Genomic DNA, 21049 nt, shown 5'->3' with positions numbered 1-21049 from the left:
AGGTTACAAACCTCGCGCCGCGATTAAATCGCCCCTAGTTTGAACAAGTTTTAATCCGCAAAGGTCAACAGACCCTAGTATTTTCTCAAAAATTACATGGTCTAGTTCATTAATTAATCCGGCTGTTTCTGCTAATTCTATAAATTCGTCGGGGGGAACAAAACTACCATCGGCTCTTTGCCACCTAGCGAGTGCTTCGAAACCAGCTGGTTTCAAGGTTGATAAGCTGATTTTGGGTTGTAATGCCACCTCTAAACTTTTATTACCTATAGCCGTTCTAAGCTCAGCCATCAACTCATAGCGACGAGTAATCTGATCTGTTTTTTCCTCAGTATGCTGAATATACTTTGCTTGGTTTGCCCCCGTATAGTTAAGACTAGACTCTGCTAAGCTAATCACTTTTTCAGGTGTTAAGTTTAAAGCAGCGCTTAACTTCAACTCCAATATACGCACATCAATATATTGCTTCACCTGTTCAATTTCGAACTTTTGCTTATTTTGAAAGTAACTAATTGCATCTGAGATATCAAAGTCAACGCTGACTAGCATGCCAAATGTTTTATTACTAATTAATGCTATCCGCGGTTCATACTTAGCAAAAGAATCAACTATACTTTGATGAACTAGCTTCATTAATTTATTACAAAAGTCATTCCCGAAAGTAAACGCTTTTTCATCAAACTGATAAATATCAAAAATGACTAATCGCGTTTTTAGCCGCTCATGGGCATTCATGTTCTTTATTTCACGGGTTAGCCAGTTACGGTTTTGCAAGTTAAGTGATACGTCGGTGTAAGCAAGTTCAGTTAAGCGATTCAACAACGAAATATTAGCAAATCCCGTGCTAACATTTTCACTAAATACTTTAAGTAAATATTCATTTTGCTCATTGATAGGGTTATCAGATTTTACAATCGTTATGTAGTCAGTATCCTGACCTTGCAAAGTATGCGTTTCGAAAAAAAACACACTGTGATTTTTTGAGAATATATGACGACGCTCTCTGGTCGCTTGTTTAAAATCTTGCAGCATTTCTGCAGGCAGGTTAGGTTCCACAGGTTGCCCTTTAGTGCCACTAAAGCAACCATGTGTAGAAAGTATTAAACTTTCAGAGCCAGGGTTTACATTACTCGAGCAGAAAATACCGCCGCCTTCGGTTATTTTTAAAATATTACTAATTTCTTTAAGCACAGCATAAGAAAAAGAGGCCATATCATGCTTACCGTTAATACTTCTAGACGCGTCTAGTACCAACTGTAAACCTTGTTTGGCTGACTTGATTTGTGAAATATATTCCCAAGTGCGCATGTTACTATTAACAATTGATTGCAGCTTCTCGGCAGAAATATCTGATTTATTCCAGTATTCATCGATATCAAGTACTTTCATAATATCGCTCTCTGGTGCAAAACCAGGTTGGCCTGTTAACAGCACAATACGCATTTCTGCGTTACCAATAACCTCTCGAATAGTATTTACTAAACGCAGACCTGAGTCATCCTCCTCCATTACTACATCTATAAATATGAGTGCGATGTCGGGGTGCATACTCAGCGCAAGAGCAGCCTCAGGCACAGAATTTGCTGTTAAAAGCTCGTATTTATAACCATCCTTGGCTTTTAATTCTTTTAAGCTATTAACTAACGCGTTCTGATAATCAAGGTCATCCTCAACGGTTAATATTTTCCATGCTTTCAGCTCTGTATCTGCCTGTTCTTCTTCAGCTGCAAATACAAACAATCCCTCTTTATCTTGCATATCTTCTCACCCAATAATAAATAAGGTATGACCTTGTTATTAAAATGAATTACAAAGCAATAAGTTAAATAATTTAAATAGTTATTCTAATATTAGGTGAGGGTATTGGATGTGTCTAATTTAAAAAGAATTTAATTAAAATTAGCTGCTACAACAGTTTGCTGTTTAACTGGTAGCAGCTTTATGTGTAAATTATGCGGGTTGTTGGCAAGCAGTAATAGGTACGCCGCTATGAAATTTGAAGTCTTCATCGTCTGATGTAATTAGATGCGCTTCTATTTCAGCAAATTCTTTTACCCGCTCGGTAATATCAAAGTCAGCAATTTCTTGAGCAAGGGTTAAATAATCTTGGTAATGACGTGCCTCAGAGCGCAGCAATGAAATATAAAAATCCCCTAAGCGTTTATCTACATGCGGGGCAAGCTTGGCAAAACGTTCACACGAGCGAGCTTCTATGTAAGCACCTACAATAAGCTTATCAACTAAGGCATTAGGCTCAAACGTTTTAACATTGCGTAGCATGCCTTTGGCATAACGACATGGCGTTATACTTTTATATTCAACACCGTATTCATCCATAATTTCGAGGACTTGATAAAAATGATGCAGCTCTTCTTTAATCAGCATTACCATTTTATCAATTAAATCTTGGCCATAAGGCGAGTTAGATTTAGGGATAATGGATTTAGTGAGTTTATTTTTAGCCGCTAAATCACGCCAATTTCCCTCACGTTTATAAATAAGCGTTTCAAACGGTTTAAGCCATTCAAGCAGTGCATCACTGCTGTCTTTATCTACCGCATACTTACGAATTAAAAACATGGCACTTTGCGCCGCTTTTAATTCACATATTAAGTGATCAATTAATATGATGGGTAAGTTTTCTTTTTTGATTGCTTGTTCAACCCACTCATCGGGAGTACTGCATAATAAAAAATTGTTAATTGGTTCTAAAAGCTGGCTATGTGGCACGCTGACTACTCATTGCTAAAAATTGCGATTATGGCATTTTAACATGAAATATTACGCTGAATAAAATAAACACTCGCTCTTATTGCAAGCATGTGGATAACTTGACTTTGTATACTTACTGAACCATAACTAAATGGACTGTATAAAAACAAACCAATTATAACCAAACAGTAATATATCCTTTTATGGAGAGCACGCAATGATACTAAATCACCTATGGGGCTTATACGCCCACCCACTCGAAGAATGGCAAACAATTGATAACCGTCACGAAAGCTTAACCTATAGCTTATCGCATATTTTGCTTATCGCTTTATTTCCCTCAGCAATGGGGTACTACTCATCGGTTTACTTAGGCTGGAGTATAGGTACAGGTAATCCAGTATTTTTAACCCATGAAAGCGCACTGATGATTGCCGCAGCCATGTATTTCGCTTTAATTGGCGGTGTATTTGCACTGGCCTATTTAGCCCATTGGATGGCGGTTACTTTTGGTGCTAAACCGACTTTTACCCAAACAATTGAGCTGGCAGCTTATACCGCTACACCGGTATTTATGTCAGCATTGGCTGCTTTTTGGCCTGAGCTGTGGTTTGTGGTGTGTGTTGGATTAGTGGCCCTGGCCTACTCAGTTTATTTACTGTACACCGGCGTGCCAATTTTGATGCACATTCCGCAGGAGCGCGGCTTTATTTATGCAAGCTCTGTTGTTACCTGTGGATTAATTTTACTGGTTATTATATTAGCACTTACCGCTATGCTATGGACCAACGGTATTATCAGCCCCATGTTTACTTAAATATTCCTTTATCATAGACGCAAAAAAGGAGCTGTTAAGCTCCTTTTTTTATTAGCCTTAAAATACTATCAGGCTAACATTACATTATTAATCAGATTCGTTTTCATCTTGATTATGTATTTCTAAACTAGATGACATCGCGTTTTCACGGATGCTTTTAGCTGAATCGTTGCGCAGCTTATCTATACGGTTTAAGTAATCTTGATCAATGTCGCCAGTAATGTATTGTCCGTCAAACACTGATGTTTCAAACTTAGTGATCTCTGGGTTTTCTTGGCTAACGGCAGCAATTAAATCGCTTAACGATTGAAAGATTAAACCATCAGAGCTAATGCTTTGGTTAATATCTTCTACTTCACGGCCGTGTGCAATAAGTTCTGCCGCAGATGGCATATCTATACCGTATACATTTGGAAAGCGTATTTCAGGTGCTGCTGATGCAAAGTAAACATTTTTAGCGCCTGACTCGCGTGCCATCTCTACAATTTGTGCTGAGGTGGTACCACGTACAATTGAGTCATCAACAAGTAGGACATTTTTACCTTTAAACTCACGGTCAATCGCATTGAGTTTTTGGCGAACTGATTTTTTACGTAGCTCTTGACCTGGCATAATGAACGTACGGCCAATATAGCGGTTTTTAACAAAGCCTTGGCGATACGGTAAGTCAAGCACGCGTGCCATTTCTAATGCAATATCACACGAGGTTTCAGGAATAGGAATAACCACATCAATGTCTTTGTCTGCCCATTCACGCGCTACTTTTTCACCTAACTTAGTCCCCATATTTACACGCGCTGCATACACTGACATACGGTCAATGGTTGAATCCGGTCGCGCAAAATAAACAAATTCAAAAATACACGGTGAGTAAGACACTTTATCTGCACAGCTTAAAGAGTGAAACTCTCCATTTTCAGTAACATAGATAGCTTCGCCTGGGGCAACGTCACGAACAAATTCAAAACCGTCAGGCTTTAATGCTACGCTTTCTGAGGCAAACATGTATTCAGTGCCGTTTGCTGATTCACGTTTACCAAACACCAATGGACGAATACCGTTTGGATCGCGAAACGCCACAATACCATGACCGATAATCATGGCGATAGTGGCATAACCGCCACTTACTTTATTGTTGACTTCAGTAACCGCGGTGAAAATGTCTTCAGGGTCTAATTTTAGTTTGTCTGATTTACTTAGCTCATGCGCCATGATGTTAAGTAAAATTTCAGAATCAGAAGTCGTATTAACATGGCGACGTGCCTCTGAAAATAACTGCTCTTTTAACGACTCGGCATTGGTTAAGTTACCATTATGCGCAAGCGCTATACCAAATGGAGAGTTTACATAAAACGGCTGAGCCTCTGACGAGCTTGAAGAACCCGCCGTGGGGTAGCGCACATGGCCAATGCCAATGTTGCCTTGCAAACGTTTCATATGACGAGTGTGAAATACATCTTTCACTAGGCCATTTGCTTTGCGCAAGCTAAATGTATTGTTCTCAATAGTTATGATACCCGCAGCATCTTGGCCACGGTGTTGCAAAACGGTTAAGCCATCATAAATCGCCTGATTAACTGGCGATGTTCCGACTATTCCAACGATACCACACATGTAATTTATCCTCGCCGATTAACGGTTTACTGAATTTAAAAAGCTCGAGTTGTTTTCTAGGTACGAAAAGAACCATTCAACTACAAAGCCAAATTCTGGAATCAAAATGGAGTTGCCCCACCAATACGTATTAGGCGCACCAGTAAAAGCATCAAGAAAGAAGAGTAACGCGCTCACGACCAACACGCCTCGAAGAGCACCAAACACCACACCAAAAACACGGTCTGTGCCGGATAATCCGGTTCGCTGTACAAGCTCACCTAAAATATAGTTTAGTAAACCGCCTAACAATAGCGTCGCAAAGAATAATATGGCAATGGCCGCCGCATTTCTTAAAAGGGGTTCAGAAATGGATGTTAGGAAGGAAGCTAAATATTGATAAAACAAGCTGGAGATGATGAAAGCCCCTGCCCACACCGCTAATGACATAGCTTCTTTAACAAAGCCGCGTATTAAACCGATGATGGTAGAGAGTGCAATAATGCCAAGAATGGCGTAATCAACCCAGATCATAAGAACCAATTAGTCGCTAATTTTGGGCGCATTCTATACCTAAACCTCCTTGTGATGCAAGTTTAAGCGTGAGATTACAGGTGAGTAAACACACACCATTATTAGATTAAAAATAGCGCAGATTCACCGTTATAAAAACAACAAACATTTTGTTTATAGCGCATCTATTTTGCTATTTTTGTGTGGGCATTGATAAGTAAAGGTAGCGAGCTAAAATGGGATAAAGGTCTAGTTAAACGTATAAAATAAGACGAGGTAAGTGTGTAATATCTTGCGATAAACACACTTCCTTTTATTGAATTTATTTGGTCACTTCAAATTGAGTAACTTTACCGTTTAGTTTAGTTAGCTCTTTCAGCGCGGGAAGTTGAGACTGCAGCTCATTTTTATTTAATGACGGTCCTACAAATACTTTAGTTAAAGTACCATTTGGCGTTTTAATTGGCCTAGTAAAGCTTTTAAAACCTTTCGTTTTTAGCTTTGCCTGCAACGCTTTTACATTTGCCGCATGAGAAAAACTACCAAGCTGAATGACATACGCCATACTTGTTAAGTTTTCATTAGTATTACGCGTAGCGTTATTTTGCCCGGTAGTTACTGTGCCTTGCTTTGTATCGGCTATGACCGCTTCAACCATTGTTGGCTGTGCAGTAACGTCAGTTTCAGCAGAGCTGTTTTGTTGCTCAAATGCAGCATCATCAGGCTGAATATCTTCAATTTCATCCTCTTTTAATGGTTCTGTATTTGCCACTTGCTGATCAATTGATTCTTGTAAATCAATGGTTTTGAACTCAGAGCGTTCTGGAATCGCTTTAAAGCCTTCTTTATAGTGCGCTTTTTCACCATCGAGTATATTGGGAATAAACACAATTGCTGCGATCACCACAATACTTGTACCGACTAAGCGATTAATAAAACCTGAGTTCACCGACATCCTCTCTATTTTTTAAAGTAATGAATAGCGCCAGCCACGGTAAAAAATGAACCAAATACAATTAATAGTGTGTTACTTGGCTGGTTTGGCAAGATAGTATCCAATGCTGCCTCTACGCTATTATAACCCTGTTTAAAATAACTATTAGGAATACTTAAAAGTGCCTGATGTAGATTAGCAGCGCTATCGCCGCGTGGGCCCTCTAAGCTCGCAAACGACCATTCATCTACTACATCACTAGCTTCTTTAAGCACACCGACCTTATCTTTATCAGCAAGCATAGCGGCTAATGCATGAATTTTAAAGCCTTTATCTTTATAGCTTGCTAATTTAGTCGCTAAATAGCGAGCTGATTCAGGGTTATGTGCCACATCGGTATACACTAATGGCTCTGCACTTAGTTGTTGAAAACGTCCCTCAACGACTAAGTTCACTAAACACTGAGTAATCACCTCATCGCTCGGTAATAAGTTTAATACCGATAGTGCGGTTAGTGCCGTGGCTACGTTTTGACATGGAATTGCTGGTTTAGGTAACTCAAGATTATGCTCTTTAAATTGCCAACTAAAACTCTGCGCGTGCTCTTTAAAAATAAAGTCGCTGCCAGATAACACCATATTAGCGTTAATTTCTTTACCATAATCGGTCATTGTATGCGGAATATTTAAGTCCCCAATAATTGCAGGAGTACTCTCTCGAAAAATACCCGCTTTGTCATAAGCAACTAATTCACGCGTGTCACCTAAGTATTCTTTATGATCTAAGTCAATCGTGGTAATGATGCTGGCATAGGGGGTAACAATATTGGTCGCGTCAAAACGCCCGCCTAAACCTACCTCTAACAGCACGTAATCAACCTCTAAACGCTTGAATATTGCTAACGCGCCTAAGGTGCCATATTCAAAATAAGTCAGTGGGGTGTCACCACGACCTTGTTCTAATAAATTAAACGCATCGACATGGTATTGATCATCAAGCTCTGCGCCATTAACGCGCACTCGCTCGTTGTATCGAATTAAATGAGGGGAGGCATACGTACCTACGCTGTAACCTTGCGCAATTAATAACGATTCTAAACAGCGCGCAGTTGTGCCTTTGCCGTTTGTGCCGCCAATAAGAATAATTTTGCTGGAAGTGTTTAATAAGCCAATGTTGTTTGCAACAGTAGCGACGCGTTCAAGTCCCATCTCTATATTTGCAGGGTGAACACTTTCTAAATAACAAAGCCAATCATCAAGGCTTGATGATTGGCTAGGAATTGTTTTTGTCATAGCATGTAATCAGTAAAGCTGAAATTTACGCTACTCTATGCTCTTGTTCCGTAGAAGGCAAGTTCATAAATTTAGCAAGTACGCGTGCTAGCGTATCGCGCATTTCTCGACGATCTATAATCATGTCGATTGCGCCATGTTCTAATAAGAATTCACTGCGTTGGAAACCCTCTGGTAGCGTTTCGCGAACAGTTTGTTCAATAACACGCGGACCGGCAAAACCAATCAAAGCTTTAGGCTCTGCAACGTTAATATCACCAAGCATTGCCAATGATGCTGATACACCACCCATTGTTGGATCTGTCATTACAGAAATAAACGGTAGGCCTTTTTCAGTCATTTTAGCCAGTGCCGCACTGGTTTTAGCCATTTGCATAAGTGACATAAGGGCTTCTTGCATACGTGCACCGCCCGATGCAGAAAAACAAATCAGCGGCATATTATGCTCTAAACATTGGTCAACCGCGTCAACAAAACGGGCACCCACTACCGATGCCATTGAGCCACCCATAAATGAGAATTCAAATGCAACAGCAGCAACCGGAATACCTTTTAGGTTCCCTTTCATTGCGACAAGCGCGTCTTTTTCACCGCTTGACTTTTGAGCTGCATTGATACGATCTGAGTATTTTTTTGAGTCTCTAAATTTAAGCACATCTTTAGGCTCGTGTTGGGCACCTAACTCGTGACGATCGCCTTCATCTAAAAACTGTTCAAGACGTTTACGACCACTAACACGCATATGATGATCGCACTTAGGGCATACATTTAGTGATTTTTCTAATTCTGCTTTATATAAAATTGAATCACATGACGTACACTTAGCCCATACACCTTCTGGAATTTCTTTACGACCTGAAGACTTAGTCGTTTTTGGTAAGATTTTTTCTAGCCAACTCATTTGCAACTCTCTTAATGCTGTTCTGTGTCGCGGGTCTACATGTTAACCATGCAAACAAATTTTTCCAATTAAAACATGAATTACGCTGTCACGGTATAAAAAACTGGTCTTAGTAGTTAGCAATACGAATAACAGCGTATAAATTTAGCCTCAAAATATACGCATCTCGTTACTTATCAAATATCACTATCGGCTAAAAACAATGGTCCTAGCGGCGTTCTAGGGATATTAAAATGTTCTGGATAATCAACATCCACTAAATATAAACCTGCTGCTTTTGCTGTAGCACTCGCTTTAGCTCGCTCTTTAACATCTAGCAGCTCTTTTAACCAAATTGGTTCATGTTTATGTAAGCCAATATCCATTAAACAACCCGTAATATTACGTACCATATGGTGTAAAAACGCATTAGCTTTAATATCAATAATGACATAAGCACCTTGGCGCTGTACCGATAAATGATGAATCGTTCGCGTTGCCGTATTAGCTTGGCAGTGCAGCGCTCTAAACGAGGTAAAGTCATGCTCACCTAGTAAATATTGACACGCCTGCTGCATTTTCATTTCATCTAATGGGTGATGAAAATGTGTAACACCTTCATTTAATACCGCACCACGAAACGCATAATTGTAAATAACATAACGATAACGACGAGCAGTTGCACTAAAGCGGGCATGAAAGTCTTCCGCCACAGGTTGTGCAAAACGAATAGCAATATCTTTGGGTAATAAGGTGTTCATGCCTAATGTAAAGGCCACCATTTCACGCTCAGCATGTGTATCAAAATGCACTACTTGTCCAGTGCCATGTACACCGGCATCGGTACGCCCTGCACATACAATTTCAACTGGATGATTACAAATGCGCGACAACGCTTTTTCTACTTCTTGTTGTACACTATTTACGTGTGATTGACGCTGCCAACCACTGTAACGTGCGCCATTGTATTCTACTCCAAGTGCTACTCGCATAATTACTGCTTTACCTACTGTGCTAATCGACGCTGCATTTTATGCTATATGGCGTTCCAATAAAAGCAGCGAACTAAGGTTCCTAACTATGCGATACAAAAAACCCGTTATTAGTGTTAGCCAATAACGGGTTTTACAGCTCAGATATCCTTTTCAGGATTAGCTATTGTTAGTTTTTCAGCTTAGCTTTTAGATTTTGTGCTTCTTCTTGCACATCGTCTGGGCCATTATTAATAATCTCATCTAAGATTTTAACTGCCGAGTCAGCATCATCTATCTCTATATATGCGTGAGCAAGATCAAGCTTTGCCGAGTAACCACCACTTTGAGTATCGACATCCATATGGTTATCACCAGCAAGTAATGAATCGTAGTCACCCAAACCAACATCCATATCGACGTCGGTGTAGGGCTCGTGATCTATATCCGCATCATCACTTTGCTCAAGTAATGCATCTATATCAACAAAGTCATCTTGATCTAATGGCTCAGTAACCTCAGGTTGCTCAATGAGCTCTTGCAACGATGGTGCTTTATCATCAGCTAAATCTTCATTAAGTAAGCTATTAAAATCAACATTGAATTCACTGCTGTTGCTTAAATCAACATCATCAGGTTCAGCCAACTCATTCAGTAATGAATCAAAATCTGTTTGTGTTAAATCAGCCATGAACTCATCATCTAGTTCATCATCTGAAATCATTTCTGATTCTGACGGTACTGACGTTTGCGTTAAATCAGCTTCACGATCAGCATTTGTTTGCTGATCGGTAAATTCAGCTGACTCTGTTAACGCATCAAATTGATCATCGTCAAAATCATCATTAGAGCTAACAACTTGCTCATCTGCAGCTTGTTCAGTCAGATCTGCAGACTCTGAAATATCATTACCTAAAGCTTGCTCTATATCTAACTCTGAAAACTCATTGTTAAGTAACAGCTCATCATCAAACTCATCTTCTAAACTATCGAGGTCGTTACCTGCTGATAGAGCATTAGCGAGATCTTGCTCTGCTTGGCTGGGTGACATGCCTGTGGCATCACCATCTAAATTATCACCTTGTAGCTCTTCTGGGGTTAGTGATTGTTGTTCCTCATCAGATAAAGGCAGTTCATCATCCAGCTCTAACTCAGGATACTCCCCAAGTTCTTCACTTGGGGTGATTATTTCAGGCTCATATAGCTCATCGTCTTCTGACGATAAATCGTTGCTTTGGATATCGCCAGCAAGCGGATCATCGCCTAAATCAATTTCCTCTTCATCAAGATCATCGTCTAAGTCATCCATTGACCAATCAGGTACTTGTTCATCCTCATCGCCTGTTACCTCAAGCTCACTTAAAAGATCATCAACACTTTTGAAGTTTTCATCATCGTATTCATCAGGCGCATCTTCTGGGTCGAGTAAGGTTGAAGACGTATCGGTTAAATCATCTTCTGATCCAACATCAGGCGCTGCTTCAAGCCCTGGCTCTGTTTCTGATTCAGATTGCTCATCTAAGCCATCAACTGACCAATCAGGTGCCTCTACATAATCATCACTTGTTTGTTCTAACTCGCTCAGTAGCTCATCAGCGCTATCGAGATTTTCATCGTTGTACTCATCAAGCGCGTCTTCTAGATCGAGTAAATTAGATGACGTATCAGTAAAATCATCTTCTGATTCAACATCAAGTTCAGGCTCTGCTGCAATTTCTTGCTCTGCTTCAGTTTCTGGCTCGGGCTCAGGCTCAGCAAAAGATGAAGCGATAGATTCTACATCTTCACTATTTAACTCTTCTTGCGCGTCAGTTAAATCTTCAATTGAGTCCGCTAATGCATGATCTATTTCAGAATCATGAACATCACTTTCAGGTTGCTCTGTATCTAGTACATCGCCAATATCTACTTCGTCTTCATCAATTAAGCTGTCAATATCTGGCTCTTCAGTTTGAGCTTCAGTAGTTGGTTGTTCAGCATCGAGCAATTCATCAATATCAACTTCATCGTCTTCATCAACTAAGCTGTCAATATCCGCGTCTTTACTCTCTACATTAGCGGGTTGCTCTGCATCGAGTAAATCGTCAATATCAAATTCGTCATCGTCTGCTGATGTGTCAGTTGCCTGCTCATTATTTTCATCGAGTAAATCATCAATATCGAAGTCTTCGCCCTCTTCGGCGAGCTCTTCACTGAGTGCAGCCATATCATCATTCGATTCACCTTTAGGTTCATCTGGCAGAGCATCGTCATCTTCTTCATCAAGCAGGCTATCTAAATCATCCGCACTTAAAATATCATCCGATTCGTCAAGGTTAATTGCATCGCCCGTGTCATCTTCATCAGGGCTATCAAAATCTTGTTGCATGAAAACATCAAGTTCATCGCTCTCAGTATTTTCATCTTCAAAAACAACATCATCATTAAGTAAGCTTTCTAACTCATCTTGATCTAATAAACTGTCATCATCGAGATCATCATTAAACTCCACTTCATCAAGTAATACGTCATCCATGTTCTCATCTAACTGCACACTTAAATCATCAAGTGGATCGGGAGCAGGCGCTTCGTCAAGCGTGGGTTCTGGCATTTCATCTAGAGGGTCAGTATAAGCAGGCGCTTGTGGTATAAATTCATCATTGTTACTCTCAGGCTCTTGGTTATTACCACGCTTACGCAGCCACATAACTACAGCAAAAATAATCAACAACGCTGGAATGGTCATTAATAAAATGAGTACCAAAGGATTCGAGAGTAATGCAGCAAAGCTAAATTCATTCTCTTGCTCTGCATCTTTTAATTTTTGCTGCGCAATAATCTCGTTTTGCTTAACGATTAATTCTTTTAACTGTTGTTGAATTTCACTATCTTGGCCTAGTTGTAAACGAACTTTTTCTAACTCGTTTGAAATAACTGTCAGCTGTTTTTTAAGATTGTTGTTTTCAACTAAAATCTCTTCTACGTTACTAACCGAACTTTTAAACTGCTGCTGAAGCTCAACTAATTTATTACCTTGATCTGTTTTAATCGCTTTTAATTCTTGTTGTAATTCTTTTTTGGCTTCATCAACGTCTGCTTTGCGGGCTTGGGTTACTTGTGTTTGTGCTGAATTGATCTCTGCTTGAGTGAGTATCCCATTTTTCTTTTTTTCCCACAGTTCATCGTCTTGCTCAGAACGTTGCTTAGCTAATTGCGGGTTTACTCGTCTAATTTCTGCCAAAGTAGGTATTTTTAAATACGAACCACTTTGCATGTGATTTAAGTTTTGTTCTAAAAATGAGTTGGGGTTTTTGTTATACAAGGCCTGCATTACTTGATAAATGCTGACTGAGTTATCTGGGCGAACTTTAACGGCAATACGCCAAAGTGTATCGGTTGGTTTTATTGGCCCAATAGAGCGACTCTGCGCGCCATAATCTGCGCCTTTAGGCCCTCTTAATTGGGTACTGTCTTGAGAGTAAACAGTCGTTACCATCAGTGCAGACGCTAATATAATAAGTGAAACGAAACCGCGCATGCTGATCCTTTAATGTTTAAATGTTAACGCAGCGCTTTAAAATTGGCGCTTAAACATTGATTATTCTTGCCGTTGTTAGCCACGTGGCCAACGCACATTTTTATTACAATCTATTTTTATTGCAAGCTCTATTCCAGTTACAAACTATAAACCAGTTAAGCCATAATATCCATCGCAACGCATTGAAAATAAATACCTTAAACATCATGATAAAAATGTTTTTATGTTGTTTATCAAGATGTTTACACTCTCTCAGTTAATAAGTGGCAAAAAAATGGCGGTTAAAGCATAAAAAAACGGCAAACCACTGTGGTTTGCCGTTTATTGAAATCATCACTATTTTCAGGCTAATTACATATAATTAGCAATCAGTTCTTCTGCTATTTGTACACTATTGGTTGCAGCCCCTTTACGGGTATTATCACTTACTACCCACATATTTAATCCATGTGGGTGTGAAATATCAGCACGTAAACGGCCGATATAAACAGTATCATTACCACTGGCATCTGATACAGCCGTTGGGTAGTCGCCAGCATCATCAATTAACTCAACACCTGGCGCATCACTCAAGAGTTGCTTTACATGCTCAAAATCATAAGGCATACGCGTTTCAATATTAATTGACTCAGAATGACCAAAAAATACAGGGACGCGAACACAAGTCGGGTTTACCGCAATGGTTGTATCGCCTAAAATTTTATGCGTTTCGTTTACCATTTTCATTTCTTCGCGCGTATAGCCGTTATCTTCAAAGCTATCGATTTGCGGTATCACATTAAACGCAATTTGCTTAGGAAATATTTCGTTTTCCATTGGGCGTGCATTCATTAAATTTGCAGTTTGTTTAGCCAGTTCATCAACTGCCTCTTTACCCGCTCCCGACACCGCTTGGTAAGTTGAAACGTTAATACGATCAATGCCGTATGCATCATAAATAGGCTTAAGCGCAAGCATCATTTGAATGGTTGAACAATTAGGGTTGGCAATAATATTACGATTTCTAAAATCGGCTAAGCTCGATGCATTTACTTCTGGCACAATAAGCGGCACTTCAAAGTCATTTCTAAAGTGCGATGTGTTATCAATAACGATACAGCCAGCGTCTGCGGCAATAGGGGCATATTTTTCAGATACACTGCCACCAGCAGAAAATAAACCGATATGCGCTTGGCTAAAGTCAAAGCCTTCAACATCACGTACTTCTATGGTCTCACCACGAAACTTTATATCTTCGCCAGCACTGCGGCTGCTTGCTAATAAAAACAGCTGATCGACCGGAAATTTACGATCTTCCAAAGTTTCAATGATTTGACGACCTACAAGGCCTGTAGCGCCGAGTACGGCAACGTTATATTTTTGCGACATATTTCATCCTCTGTAAGCACGATTAAAACAACCGTGCTAATTAAATTAGTTTGCTGTAGTAAAACCAAGCTGCGCAAGTGCAGCAAGCTCGGTGCTATCACCTTCAACCACCACGGTGCTAAATTCACGTCGGGTTGGATAATTTTTTCGTAAACTGTCAAAGCCTTCATCGGCCAAGTGACGCAGTAAAATGCCATCATCACGGCGTACGTCATAAACTAAATGCACTAAACGAGCTATATCTGTTTCGCTAAAACTATTTCCTAGGGCGACTTTTTTAATTGCAGGAGGCGGTAAAAAATCATCAAGCGATTTTATTGCGTTAACCCCTTTTAGCTCACACAAGCTTTGATACAACATTTGTGTGCCCCGAGCTTTACCCTCAAGAGTATGTCCGGCAATGTGCACACTGGCATAGCGAACATGCTCAAGTAACTCGGTTAAAATGTTAGGTTCGTTTTCCCACACATCCAACACTAAATCGAGCTCAGCGCCGGCTTCCATCACCTCAAGTAATGCTTGATTATCAATCACATCACCTCGGCTGGCGTTAATTAAAGTAAGCCCAGGTTTAAGCGTAGTTAAGCGCTTTTTATCAAGCATGTGCAGTGTTTTATGCGTACCTGTTTTTACTAACGGCACATGAAACGTGACTATATCTGACTGAGCTAATAGCTCATCAAGCTCAACATGCTCGATTAATAGCCCTTGCTCATGCTTTATTGGGTCGCATAATAGTAAATTAACGTTAAGTGCTTTTAGCTTGTGCGCGAGGCAACTACCAATATTACCTACACCCACAATACCGATTGTTTTACCACTTAACGGACTGGCATTTTCTTGGCTTAATGCAAACAAACTACTGATCACATACTCAGCAACCGCAATCGCATTGCAGCCAGGTGCACTGGTAAAATCAATATTTTTTGCGTTGAGCAAATCGGTATCAATATGATCCACACCAATAGTGGCTGTACCTACAAAGCTTAGCTTATTAGCCTGTGCTAATAATTCACTATTGACCTGGGTGACTGAACGAGTCAGTAATACATCAACATCAATGAGTTGTTCTGGAGTTAATTGCCTGCCATCAAATCGCTCAACCTCACCCATATCTTTAAAGAATTGCTCAACTAAAGGCATATTTTGATCGGCAAGAATTTTCATTGTGAATCCGTTTGGCAAAATGAGACCCTATTGTAACGAACAACCGCCTATTTGCACAAACGAAAAAGCCGAGCATTTTGCTCGGCTTTAAAATAGTTAAAGGTTTACTTAGCCTTTGTATTTACTCATTACTAGTGTGGCATTGGTGCCGCCAAAACCAAAACTGTTAGACATAACCGTATTTAGTTCAACGTCTTTGGCTTCAGTTACAATGTTCAAGCCCGCTGCTTGCTCATCAAGCTCATCAACATTGATAGATGGCGCAACAAAACCGTGCTCAAGCATGAGTAATGAAAAGATAGCTTCATGTACACCTGCCGCACCCAGTGCATGGCCTGTCATTGCTTTAGTGGCACTGATCATTGGCGAGTTACCACCAAATACTTCTTGAATAGCGCCCAGCTCTTTCACATCGCCTACGGGTGTTGACGTACCGTGGGTATTCAAGTAATCAATGCTATCAACGTGTTGCATAGCTTGGCGCATACAACGTGCCGCACCTTCACCCGATGGTGCAACCATGTCGTAACCATCTGAGGTTGCGCCGTAACCGGTAATTTCAGCGTAAATATGCGCGCCACGTGCAAGTGCGTGTTCCAGCTCTTCAACAACCACAATACCGCCACCGGCTGAAATCACAAAACCATCGCGGTTAGCATCGTATGTACGTGATGCTTTTTCAGGTGTGTCGTTATATTTAGTAGAAAGCGCGCCCATTGCGTCAAATTCCATCGCTAGTGTCCAGTGAAGTTCTTCACCCCCACCTGCAAAAATAACGTCTTGCTTGCCTAGTTGAATTTGCTCAACGGCATGGCCAATACAATGCGCAGAGGTTGCACACGCAGAGCTGATTGAATAGTTAACGCCTTTAATTTTAAACGGCGTTGCTAAACATGCAGAGGTGGTACTTGCCATAGTACGTGGCACCATGTAAGGGCCAACGCGCTTAACGCCTTTTTCACGAAGAATATCAGCCGCTTCTACTTGCCATTTTGATGAACCGCCGCCAGAACCCACTAATAAACCAGTGCGCTCGTTTGATACTTGTTCGTCGCTAAGGCCCGCATCTTCAATCGCTTGTGCCATTGAGATATAAGAATAAGCCGCTGCATCACCCATAAAGCGCATTGCTTTGCGGTCAACATGCTCTTTAACATCAATATCAATTTTACCTGATACATTGCTGCGCAATTTGTAATCAGCAAATTCTTGGTTAAAAGCAATACCGCTTTTACCCGCTCTTAGTGACTCTAATACTTCTTCTTTATTATTGCCGATGCTTGATACAACACCGATGCCTGTTATTACGGCTCTTCTCATGGGTAATTCCCTTAGCTTAATACTTAATTGTGTTCTATTTTACGCGAATTTAATCACCTAAGTGGTCAGCTTTCTAGCGTACACTTGTACTCTGAACCTACAGCTTATAAATAACGCCAGACTATTTCAAAGAAAACACGTAAAATAATTAAAAAATTATCTATAAAATTGAATTGGTCATGATAAAAAACGCCCACATACACTTTAATGATTTAGGGACACCGGTTGCTAATGACTTTGATGATGTTTATTTTTCTAATGACGACGGCCTCGCTGAGTCTCATTATGTGTTTTATCAACAAAACAATATAGAGTCACGGTTACAAAATCATGACCGTGAGCACTTTGTTATAGCCGAAACCGGTTTTGGTACAGGGCTTAATTTTTTAAATGCATGGCAGCAGTTTTCTGACCACCTGCAATGCCCACAAGTTCAAAGTCAACAGTCTAATAACGTGCAACGACTGCATTTTATTTCTTTTGAAAAATATCCACTTAGCGTAAATGATTTAAAACAAGCCTTGCAAGCTTGGCCTAGTTTAAGTCATTTAAGCGCCCAACTCGTCTCCCACTACCCGATTAATTTAACCGGTTGTCATCGCCTTGAATTTGCCAATGGCCTTGTGGTGCTCGACCTCTACTTTGGTGATGTGCTGGAATGTATTAATAGCATGAGCTACCCACAAAGTGGACTCGTTGACGCATGGTTTTTAGATGGTTTTGCACCGAGTAAAAATCCTGATATGTGGCAGCAAAGTGTATTTAACGCCATGGTTGATATTTCTAGAAGCAACGCGACATTAGCCACGTTTACCGCTGCGGGCTTTGTTCGCCGTGGCTTAATTGAAGCAGGCTTTAGCATGCAAAAAGCTAAAGGCTTTGGCCGAAAACGAGAGATGCTAGTTGGCACACTCGCTCAGGCTAATTCAAAACAATCGGCCCCCGCCTATTTTGAGCATCACTTCTCTCCCCTTACCAATGTAGCTGTTATTGGCGGTGGTATAGCCAGCAGTTGTATTCTTTATAGCCTTGCGAAACGCGGTATACCAAGCCACTTATTTTGCCAAGATAAACAACCGGCCATGGGGGCATCTCACAATGTACAAGGGGCGATATATCCGCATTTACAAGCAAAAAATTCGCCACACAGTGAACTATTTGCCCATAGTTTTTTATACGCAAAGCGGCTTTACAATCAATTACTCAACAATGGCTTTTTGTTTGATCACCAGTGGTGTGGTGTGCTGCAACATGCAGTAAAAAAACCATTGGCAGAGCGTCATCAAAATCTCGCTGATAAACAACTGTGGCCAGAACAGCTTATGCGAAATGTGACTGCTGATGAGGGTGATGCTATTGCTGGGGTTAAAACAGGTTACTCAGGGGTGTTTTTTGAACAAGGCGGCTGGGTTAATCCCCCCCAGTTAGTCAGTGCTATGTTAGATGCCGCACAGCAATTAAATGAGTTTGAGAGCCTATTTAATTGCCACATTGAGCAACTTAACAAACAACCCGATGGCTGGTACTTAACCACGCAAAAACAAACATTTGGCCCCTTTAGCGATGTGATTATTTGCGCCGGTGAGCACAGCGATGCATTTGCGCAAACTAAAACGCTCCCTATTGTTGGCGTACGCGGACAGGTGTCACATGTTCAAGCAAGCACGCAATCACGTAAGCTAAAAACCGTGTTGTGTCACAAGGGGTATTTCACCCCCGCTTATTTAGATCACCATTGTATGGGCGCCACCTTTGAAAAAAACAGCAAAAGCCGTGAAGTGACCGAGCAAGACAACCACACCAACCGCGAGCAACTGCTGAGCTTTTATAACAACACTGAATTTGCCACCAGCTTAGGCGATATTAGCTCTGCTAAAGCCGCTGTTCGCTGTAGTTTTATTGATCACTTACCTATGGCCGGTGAATGGGTGGAGCAAACTGACTATACACATGCATTTGCTAATTTACGTTTGGGTAAGCGCTATCAATACCAAGCATTAAAAAAACCACAACAGGGCCTACATATTTTTACCGGCTTTGGCGCGCGAGCATTATGCAGTGCACCGCTATCTGCCGAGCACTTAATTAGTAGTTTAAACAACGAACCTCGCCCACTAAGCGAACGCGTAAGCCAAGCTATTCACCCAGGCCGCTTTATTGTTCGTGACCTTATTCGCAATAAAATTTAAAGGTAATAATACCTACAAAGCCCTTTACCGTAATTACCAAGAACGCAGTGTACGTATTGGCTTATACCACCGTAGCTTTGTAACCGGAGTAAGTATAATGATCGAGTAAAAAGTTCTAAAAAACGCCTTAAAAAATAGCTAATTTTAATACTCAGTTAAGTAATAACTTTTCACTAATATGTTTTTTTAAATAAGCTCGTTTAAATCCCATTTACTCTTTAAAAATAATTTCCTACCCCAAGGTCTGTTTGTACGAACAATCTTTACACTATATTGAGAAGGAATTAATTATGAGTAAGACTTTAATTATTGGCGCAAGTGGTCAAATTGGTAAGATGGCTACCAAACTACTTTTAGAAAATGAGCAAAATGTTGTTGCACTTGTAAGAGACAAAAGCAAACTGCGTGATTTAGATAGCCCATTTTTAAGTATTGTTGAACAGGATTTAGAAGGTGACTTTTCAAGTGCCATTAATGGCTGCGACCAAGTTATCTTTGCGGCTGGTTCCGGTGGAAGTACAGGCACAGATAAAACCGTACTTATTGATTTGTGGGCAGCGACAAAAGCAGCAACTTATTCTAAAGAGCACGGTGTAAAACACTTTATTATGGTCAGCTCTATTGGTGCAGACGATCCTGATGCGATAGATAGTGACTTAAAGCCTTATCTTGTAGCAAAACATATGGCTGATGAGCATTTAATTCACAGTGGACTCAATTACACAATTGTCCGCCCAGGAACATTAACTGACGAAAGTGCCTCTTTGGAAGTAACAACAGAGCGCCCTAGCGATCAGTCAAAGGCTAAAATTAGCCGCGAAAATGTAGCCAACGCATTGCTTCACGTTGCTACAAACTCATTTAATAGCAATCGTATTTTTGAGTTATTTGATGGCGATAAACCAATAAAAGCCGCTATTAAGTAAGCATTACACTCACCCCTTGCCATGCAAGCTGCATGGCAAGCAGAGTTAAAATCACTTTAAAAATAACCCTAAAACGCGCCACAGAGAGCCGCTTAAGTAAACGAATCCCTAACCAGGTGCCAATGGCTCCGCTTAAAATCATCGCCAGTGTTAACGGCAACCATTGCCAAAAACTAAAACCAAGCCCCGCATAAACGACGGCTTTTAAGCTATGCTGCAAGGTCATAATACTTGAAAAAGTCGCGGTAAATTTAAGCTTATCGTAATGATTAATGTGTAAATAACTCGCCACCAGAGGCCCACTTGCTCCCACAAAAGTAGAAATAAATGTCGTAATTACACCCGCTATTAAACGCCCTAATCGTGAGTCTTTATTAAATTCAGGGATTGTTCCCCACAGTAAATAAATCACAAATAAAGCCACAAACAGCTTCATGCTATCAAGGTTAATATCGCTTACTACTTGGCTCGACAACCCGGCACCAATTAACCCACCCAGAGTAAAATATAACAACATCGGCTTATCAAGATGAGCAATACTTAACAATAATCGATTGGCATTAGAGCCTAACTGCACTAAACCATGTACCGGCACCACCACTGCCATCGGCATAACCGACGCCATGACCACCAACAGCATTAACCCGCCGCCCGCACCAAAAGCCGCCGATACAAACGAAGTAAACCCCGCCAGTAAAATGAGTAAAAGCGAAATTAAAGGGGAAATGTGTTCAGCTGTAAAAATATCCATATCAAAGCTCGCAGTTAATCATTGGCTCATAATACAAAAAATAGGTAAGTAAGCGACTAGTCTTTTAGTGGTATGGGGTTCAGGGTTCGGGGTTCGGGG

Annotated in this window: 15 protein-coding genes and 1 pseudogene; 3 read left to right on the top strand and 13 right to left on the bottom strand. The window is 40.6% G+C overall.

Going from position 1 to position 21049, the window contains the following annotated elements:
* Positions 1-66: 66 nt before the first annotated feature.
* Positions 67-1758: pseudogene (locus tag CWC30_RS09835) on the bottom strand (DUF3369 domain-containing protein); the annotation flags it as partial.
* Positions 1759-1950: 192 nt separating this feature from the next.
* The gene (miaE, locus tag CWC30_RS09830; protein ID WP_138626998.1) at positions 1951-2730 is read right to left on the bottom strand and encodes a tRNA isopentenyl-2-thiomethyl-A-37 hydroxylase MiaE; all 780 of its coding nucleotides are present in this window, start codon (positions 2728-2730) and stop codon (positions 1951-1953) included.
* 199 nt (positions 2731-2929) lie between these two features.
* Here miaE and CWC30_RS09825 point away from each other — a divergent pair, with 199 nt between their 5' ends.
* Complete coding sequence (locus tag CWC30_RS09825; RefSeq protein ID WP_036981893.1) at positions 2930-3529, top strand: Yip1 family protein; 600 nt, start codon at positions 2930-2932, stop codon at positions 3527-3529.
* An 87-nt stretch (positions 3530-3616) separates the two neighbouring features.
* Here the strand turns inward: CWC30_RS09825 and purF are convergent, their stop codons facing one another.
* The 10 genes from purF to fabB form a co-directional block, all read right to left on the bottom strand.
* The gene (purF, locus tag CWC30_RS09820; RefSeq protein ID WP_138563644.1) at positions 3617-5143 is read right to left on the bottom strand and encodes an amidophosphoribosyltransferase; all 1527 of its coding nucleotides are present in this window, start codon (positions 5141-5143) and stop codon (positions 3617-3619) included.
* Between the two features lie 18 nt (positions 5144-5161).
* A complete protein-coding gene (locus CWC30_RS09815) occupies positions 5162-5656 on the bottom strand; it encodes a CvpA family protein (protein WP_138626997.1) in 495 nt (164 codons plus the stop codon).
* A 301-nt stretch (positions 5657-5957) separates the two neighbouring features.
* Complete coding sequence (locus CWC30_RS09810; RefSeq protein WP_138626996.1) at positions 5958-6584, bottom strand: SPOR domain-containing protein; 627 nt, start codon at positions 6582-6584, stop codon at positions 5958-5960.
* Positions 6585-6595: 11 nt separating this feature from the next.
* On the bottom strand, positions 6596-7861 hold the full coding sequence (folC, locus tag CWC30_RS09805) for a bifunctional tetrahydrofolate synthase/dihydrofolate synthase (protein WP_069438648.1): 1266 nt from the start codon (positions 7859-7861) through the stop codon (positions 6596-6598).
* A 25-nt stretch (positions 7862-7886) separates the two neighbouring features.
* Positions 7887-8762, bottom strand: a complete 876-nt coding sequence (accD, locus tag CWC30_RS09800) for an acetyl-CoA carboxylase, carboxyltransferase subunit beta (RefSeq protein ID WP_069438649.1) — start codon at positions 8760-8762, stop codon at positions 7887-7889.
* Positions 8763-8938: 176 nt separating this feature from the next.
* Positions 8939-9733, bottom strand: coding sequence for a tRNA pseudouridine(38-40) synthase TruA (gene truA / locus CWC30_RS09795; RefSeq protein WP_036981890.1), 795 nt, complete (start codon positions 9731-9733; stop codon positions 8939-8941).
* Positions 9734-9902: 169 nt separating this feature from the next.
* Positions 9903-13229, bottom strand: coding sequence for a FimV/HubP family polar landmark protein (locus tag CWC30_RS09790; protein ID WP_138626995.1), 3327 nt, complete (start codon positions 13227-13229; stop codon positions 9903-9905).
* Positions 13230-13580: 351 nt separating this feature from the next.
* A complete protein-coding gene (locus CWC30_RS09780; protein WP_013465468.1) occupies positions 13581-14597 on the bottom strand; it encodes an aspartate-semialdehyde dehydrogenase in 1017 nt (338 codons plus the stop codon).
* 45 nt (positions 14598-14642) lie between these two features.
* The gene (locus CWC30_RS09775) at positions 14643-15764 is read right to left on the bottom strand and encodes a 4-phosphoerythronate dehydrogenase (protein ID WP_138626994.1); all 1122 of its coding nucleotides are present in this window, start codon (positions 15762-15764) and stop codon (positions 14643-14645) included.
* 108 nt (positions 15765-15872) lie between these two features.
* Complete coding sequence (fabB, locus tag CWC30_RS09770; RefSeq protein WP_138626993.1) at positions 15873-17084, bottom strand: beta-ketoacyl-ACP synthase I; 1212 nt, start codon at positions 17082-17084, stop codon at positions 15873-15875.
* A 179-nt stretch (positions 17085-17263) separates the two neighbouring features.
* Between fabB and mnmC the strand changes: the two genes are divergently transcribed.
* Positions 17264-19273, top strand: a complete 2010-nt coding sequence (mnmC, locus tag CWC30_RS09765; RefSeq protein WP_138626992.1) for a bifunctional tRNA (5-methylaminomethyl-2-thiouridine)(34)-methyltransferase MnmC2/FAD-dependent 5-carboxymethylaminomethyl-2-thiouridine(34) oxidoreductase MnmC1 — start codon at positions 17264-17266, stop codon at positions 19271-19273.
* Positions 19274-19563: 290 nt separating this feature from the next.
* Complete coding sequence (locus CWC30_RS09760; RefSeq protein WP_016899261.1) at positions 19564-20199, top strand: SDR family oxidoreductase; 636 nt, start codon at positions 19564-19566, stop codon at positions 20197-20199.
* Here the strand turns inward: CWC30_RS09760 and CWC30_RS09755 are convergent.
* Positions 20192-20950, bottom strand: coding sequence for a sulfite exporter TauE/SafE family protein (locus CWC30_RS09755; RefSeq protein ID WP_033103121.1), 759 nt, complete (start codon positions 20948-20950; stop codon positions 20192-20194). The genes CWC30_RS09760 and CWC30_RS09755 overlap by 8 nt on opposite strands.
* Positions 20951-21049: the final 99 nt, after the last annotated feature.

This window comes from Pseudoalteromonas sp. S4741 (genome assembly GCF_005886135.1).
GTDB classification, from domain to species: Bacteria; Pseudomonadota; Gammaproteobacteria; order Enterobacterales; family Alteromonadaceae; genus Pseudoalteromonas; species Pseudoalteromonas tetraodonis.
Note: the sequence above shows the minus strand (reverse complement) of the source record. Positions and strands in the feature narration are given on the sequence as shown.

What these genes read in the sequence shown, in the direction of transcription:
- CWC30_RS09825 (WP_036981893.1), top strand. Translation starts at nt 2,930, where the DNA reads ATGATACTAAATCACCTATGGGGCTTATACGCCCACCCACTCGAAGAA.
- purF (WP_138563644.1), bottom strand. Translation starts at nt 5,143, where the DNA reads ATGTGTGGTATCGTTGGAATAGTCGGAACATCGCCAGTTAATCAGGCG.
- CWC30_RS09815 (WP_138626997.1), bottom strand. Translation starts at nt 5,656, where the DNA reads ATGATCTGGGTTGATTACGCCATTCTTGGCATTATTGCACTCTCTACC.
- folC (WP_069438648.1), bottom strand. Translation starts at nt 7,861, where the DNA reads ATGACAAAAACAATTCCTAGCCAATCATCAAGCCTTGATGATTGGCTT.
- accD (WP_069438649.1), bottom strand. Translation starts at nt 8,762, where the DNA reads ATGAGTTGGCTAGAAAAAATCTTACCAAAAACGACTAAGTCTTCAGGT.
- truA (WP_036981890.1), bottom strand. Translation starts at nt 9,733, where the DNA reads ATGCGAGTAGCACTTGGAGTAGAATACAATGGCGCACGTTACAGTGGT.
- CWC30_RS09790 (WP_138626995.1), bottom strand. Translation starts at nt 13,229, where the DNA reads ATGCGCGGTTTCGTTTCACTTATTATATTAGCGTCTGCACTGATGGTA.
- CWC30_RS09780 (WP_013465468.1), bottom strand. Translation starts at nt 14,597, where the DNA reads ATGTCGCAAAAATATAACGTTGCCGTACTCGGCGCTACAGGCCTTGTA.
- CWC30_RS09775 (WP_138626994.1), bottom strand. Translation starts at nt 15,764, where the DNA reads ATGAAAATTCTTGCCGATCAAAATATGCCTTTAGTTGAGCAATTCTTT.
- fabB (WP_138626993.1), bottom strand. Translation starts at nt 17,084, where the DNA reads ATGAGAAGAGCCGTAATAACAGGCATCGGTGTTGTATCAAGCATCGGC.
- mnmC (WP_138626992.1), top strand. Translation starts at nt 17,264, where the DNA reads ATGATAAAAAACGCCCACATACACTTTAATGATTTAGGGACACCGGTT.
- CWC30_RS09760 (WP_016899261.1), top strand. Translation starts at nt 19,564, where the DNA reads ATGAGTAAGACTTTAATTATTGGCGCAAGTGGTCAAATTGGTAAGATG.
- CWC30_RS09755 (WP_033103121.1), bottom strand. Translation starts at nt 20,950, where the DNA reads ATGGATATTTTTACAGCTGAACACATTTCCCCTTTAATTTCGCTTTTA.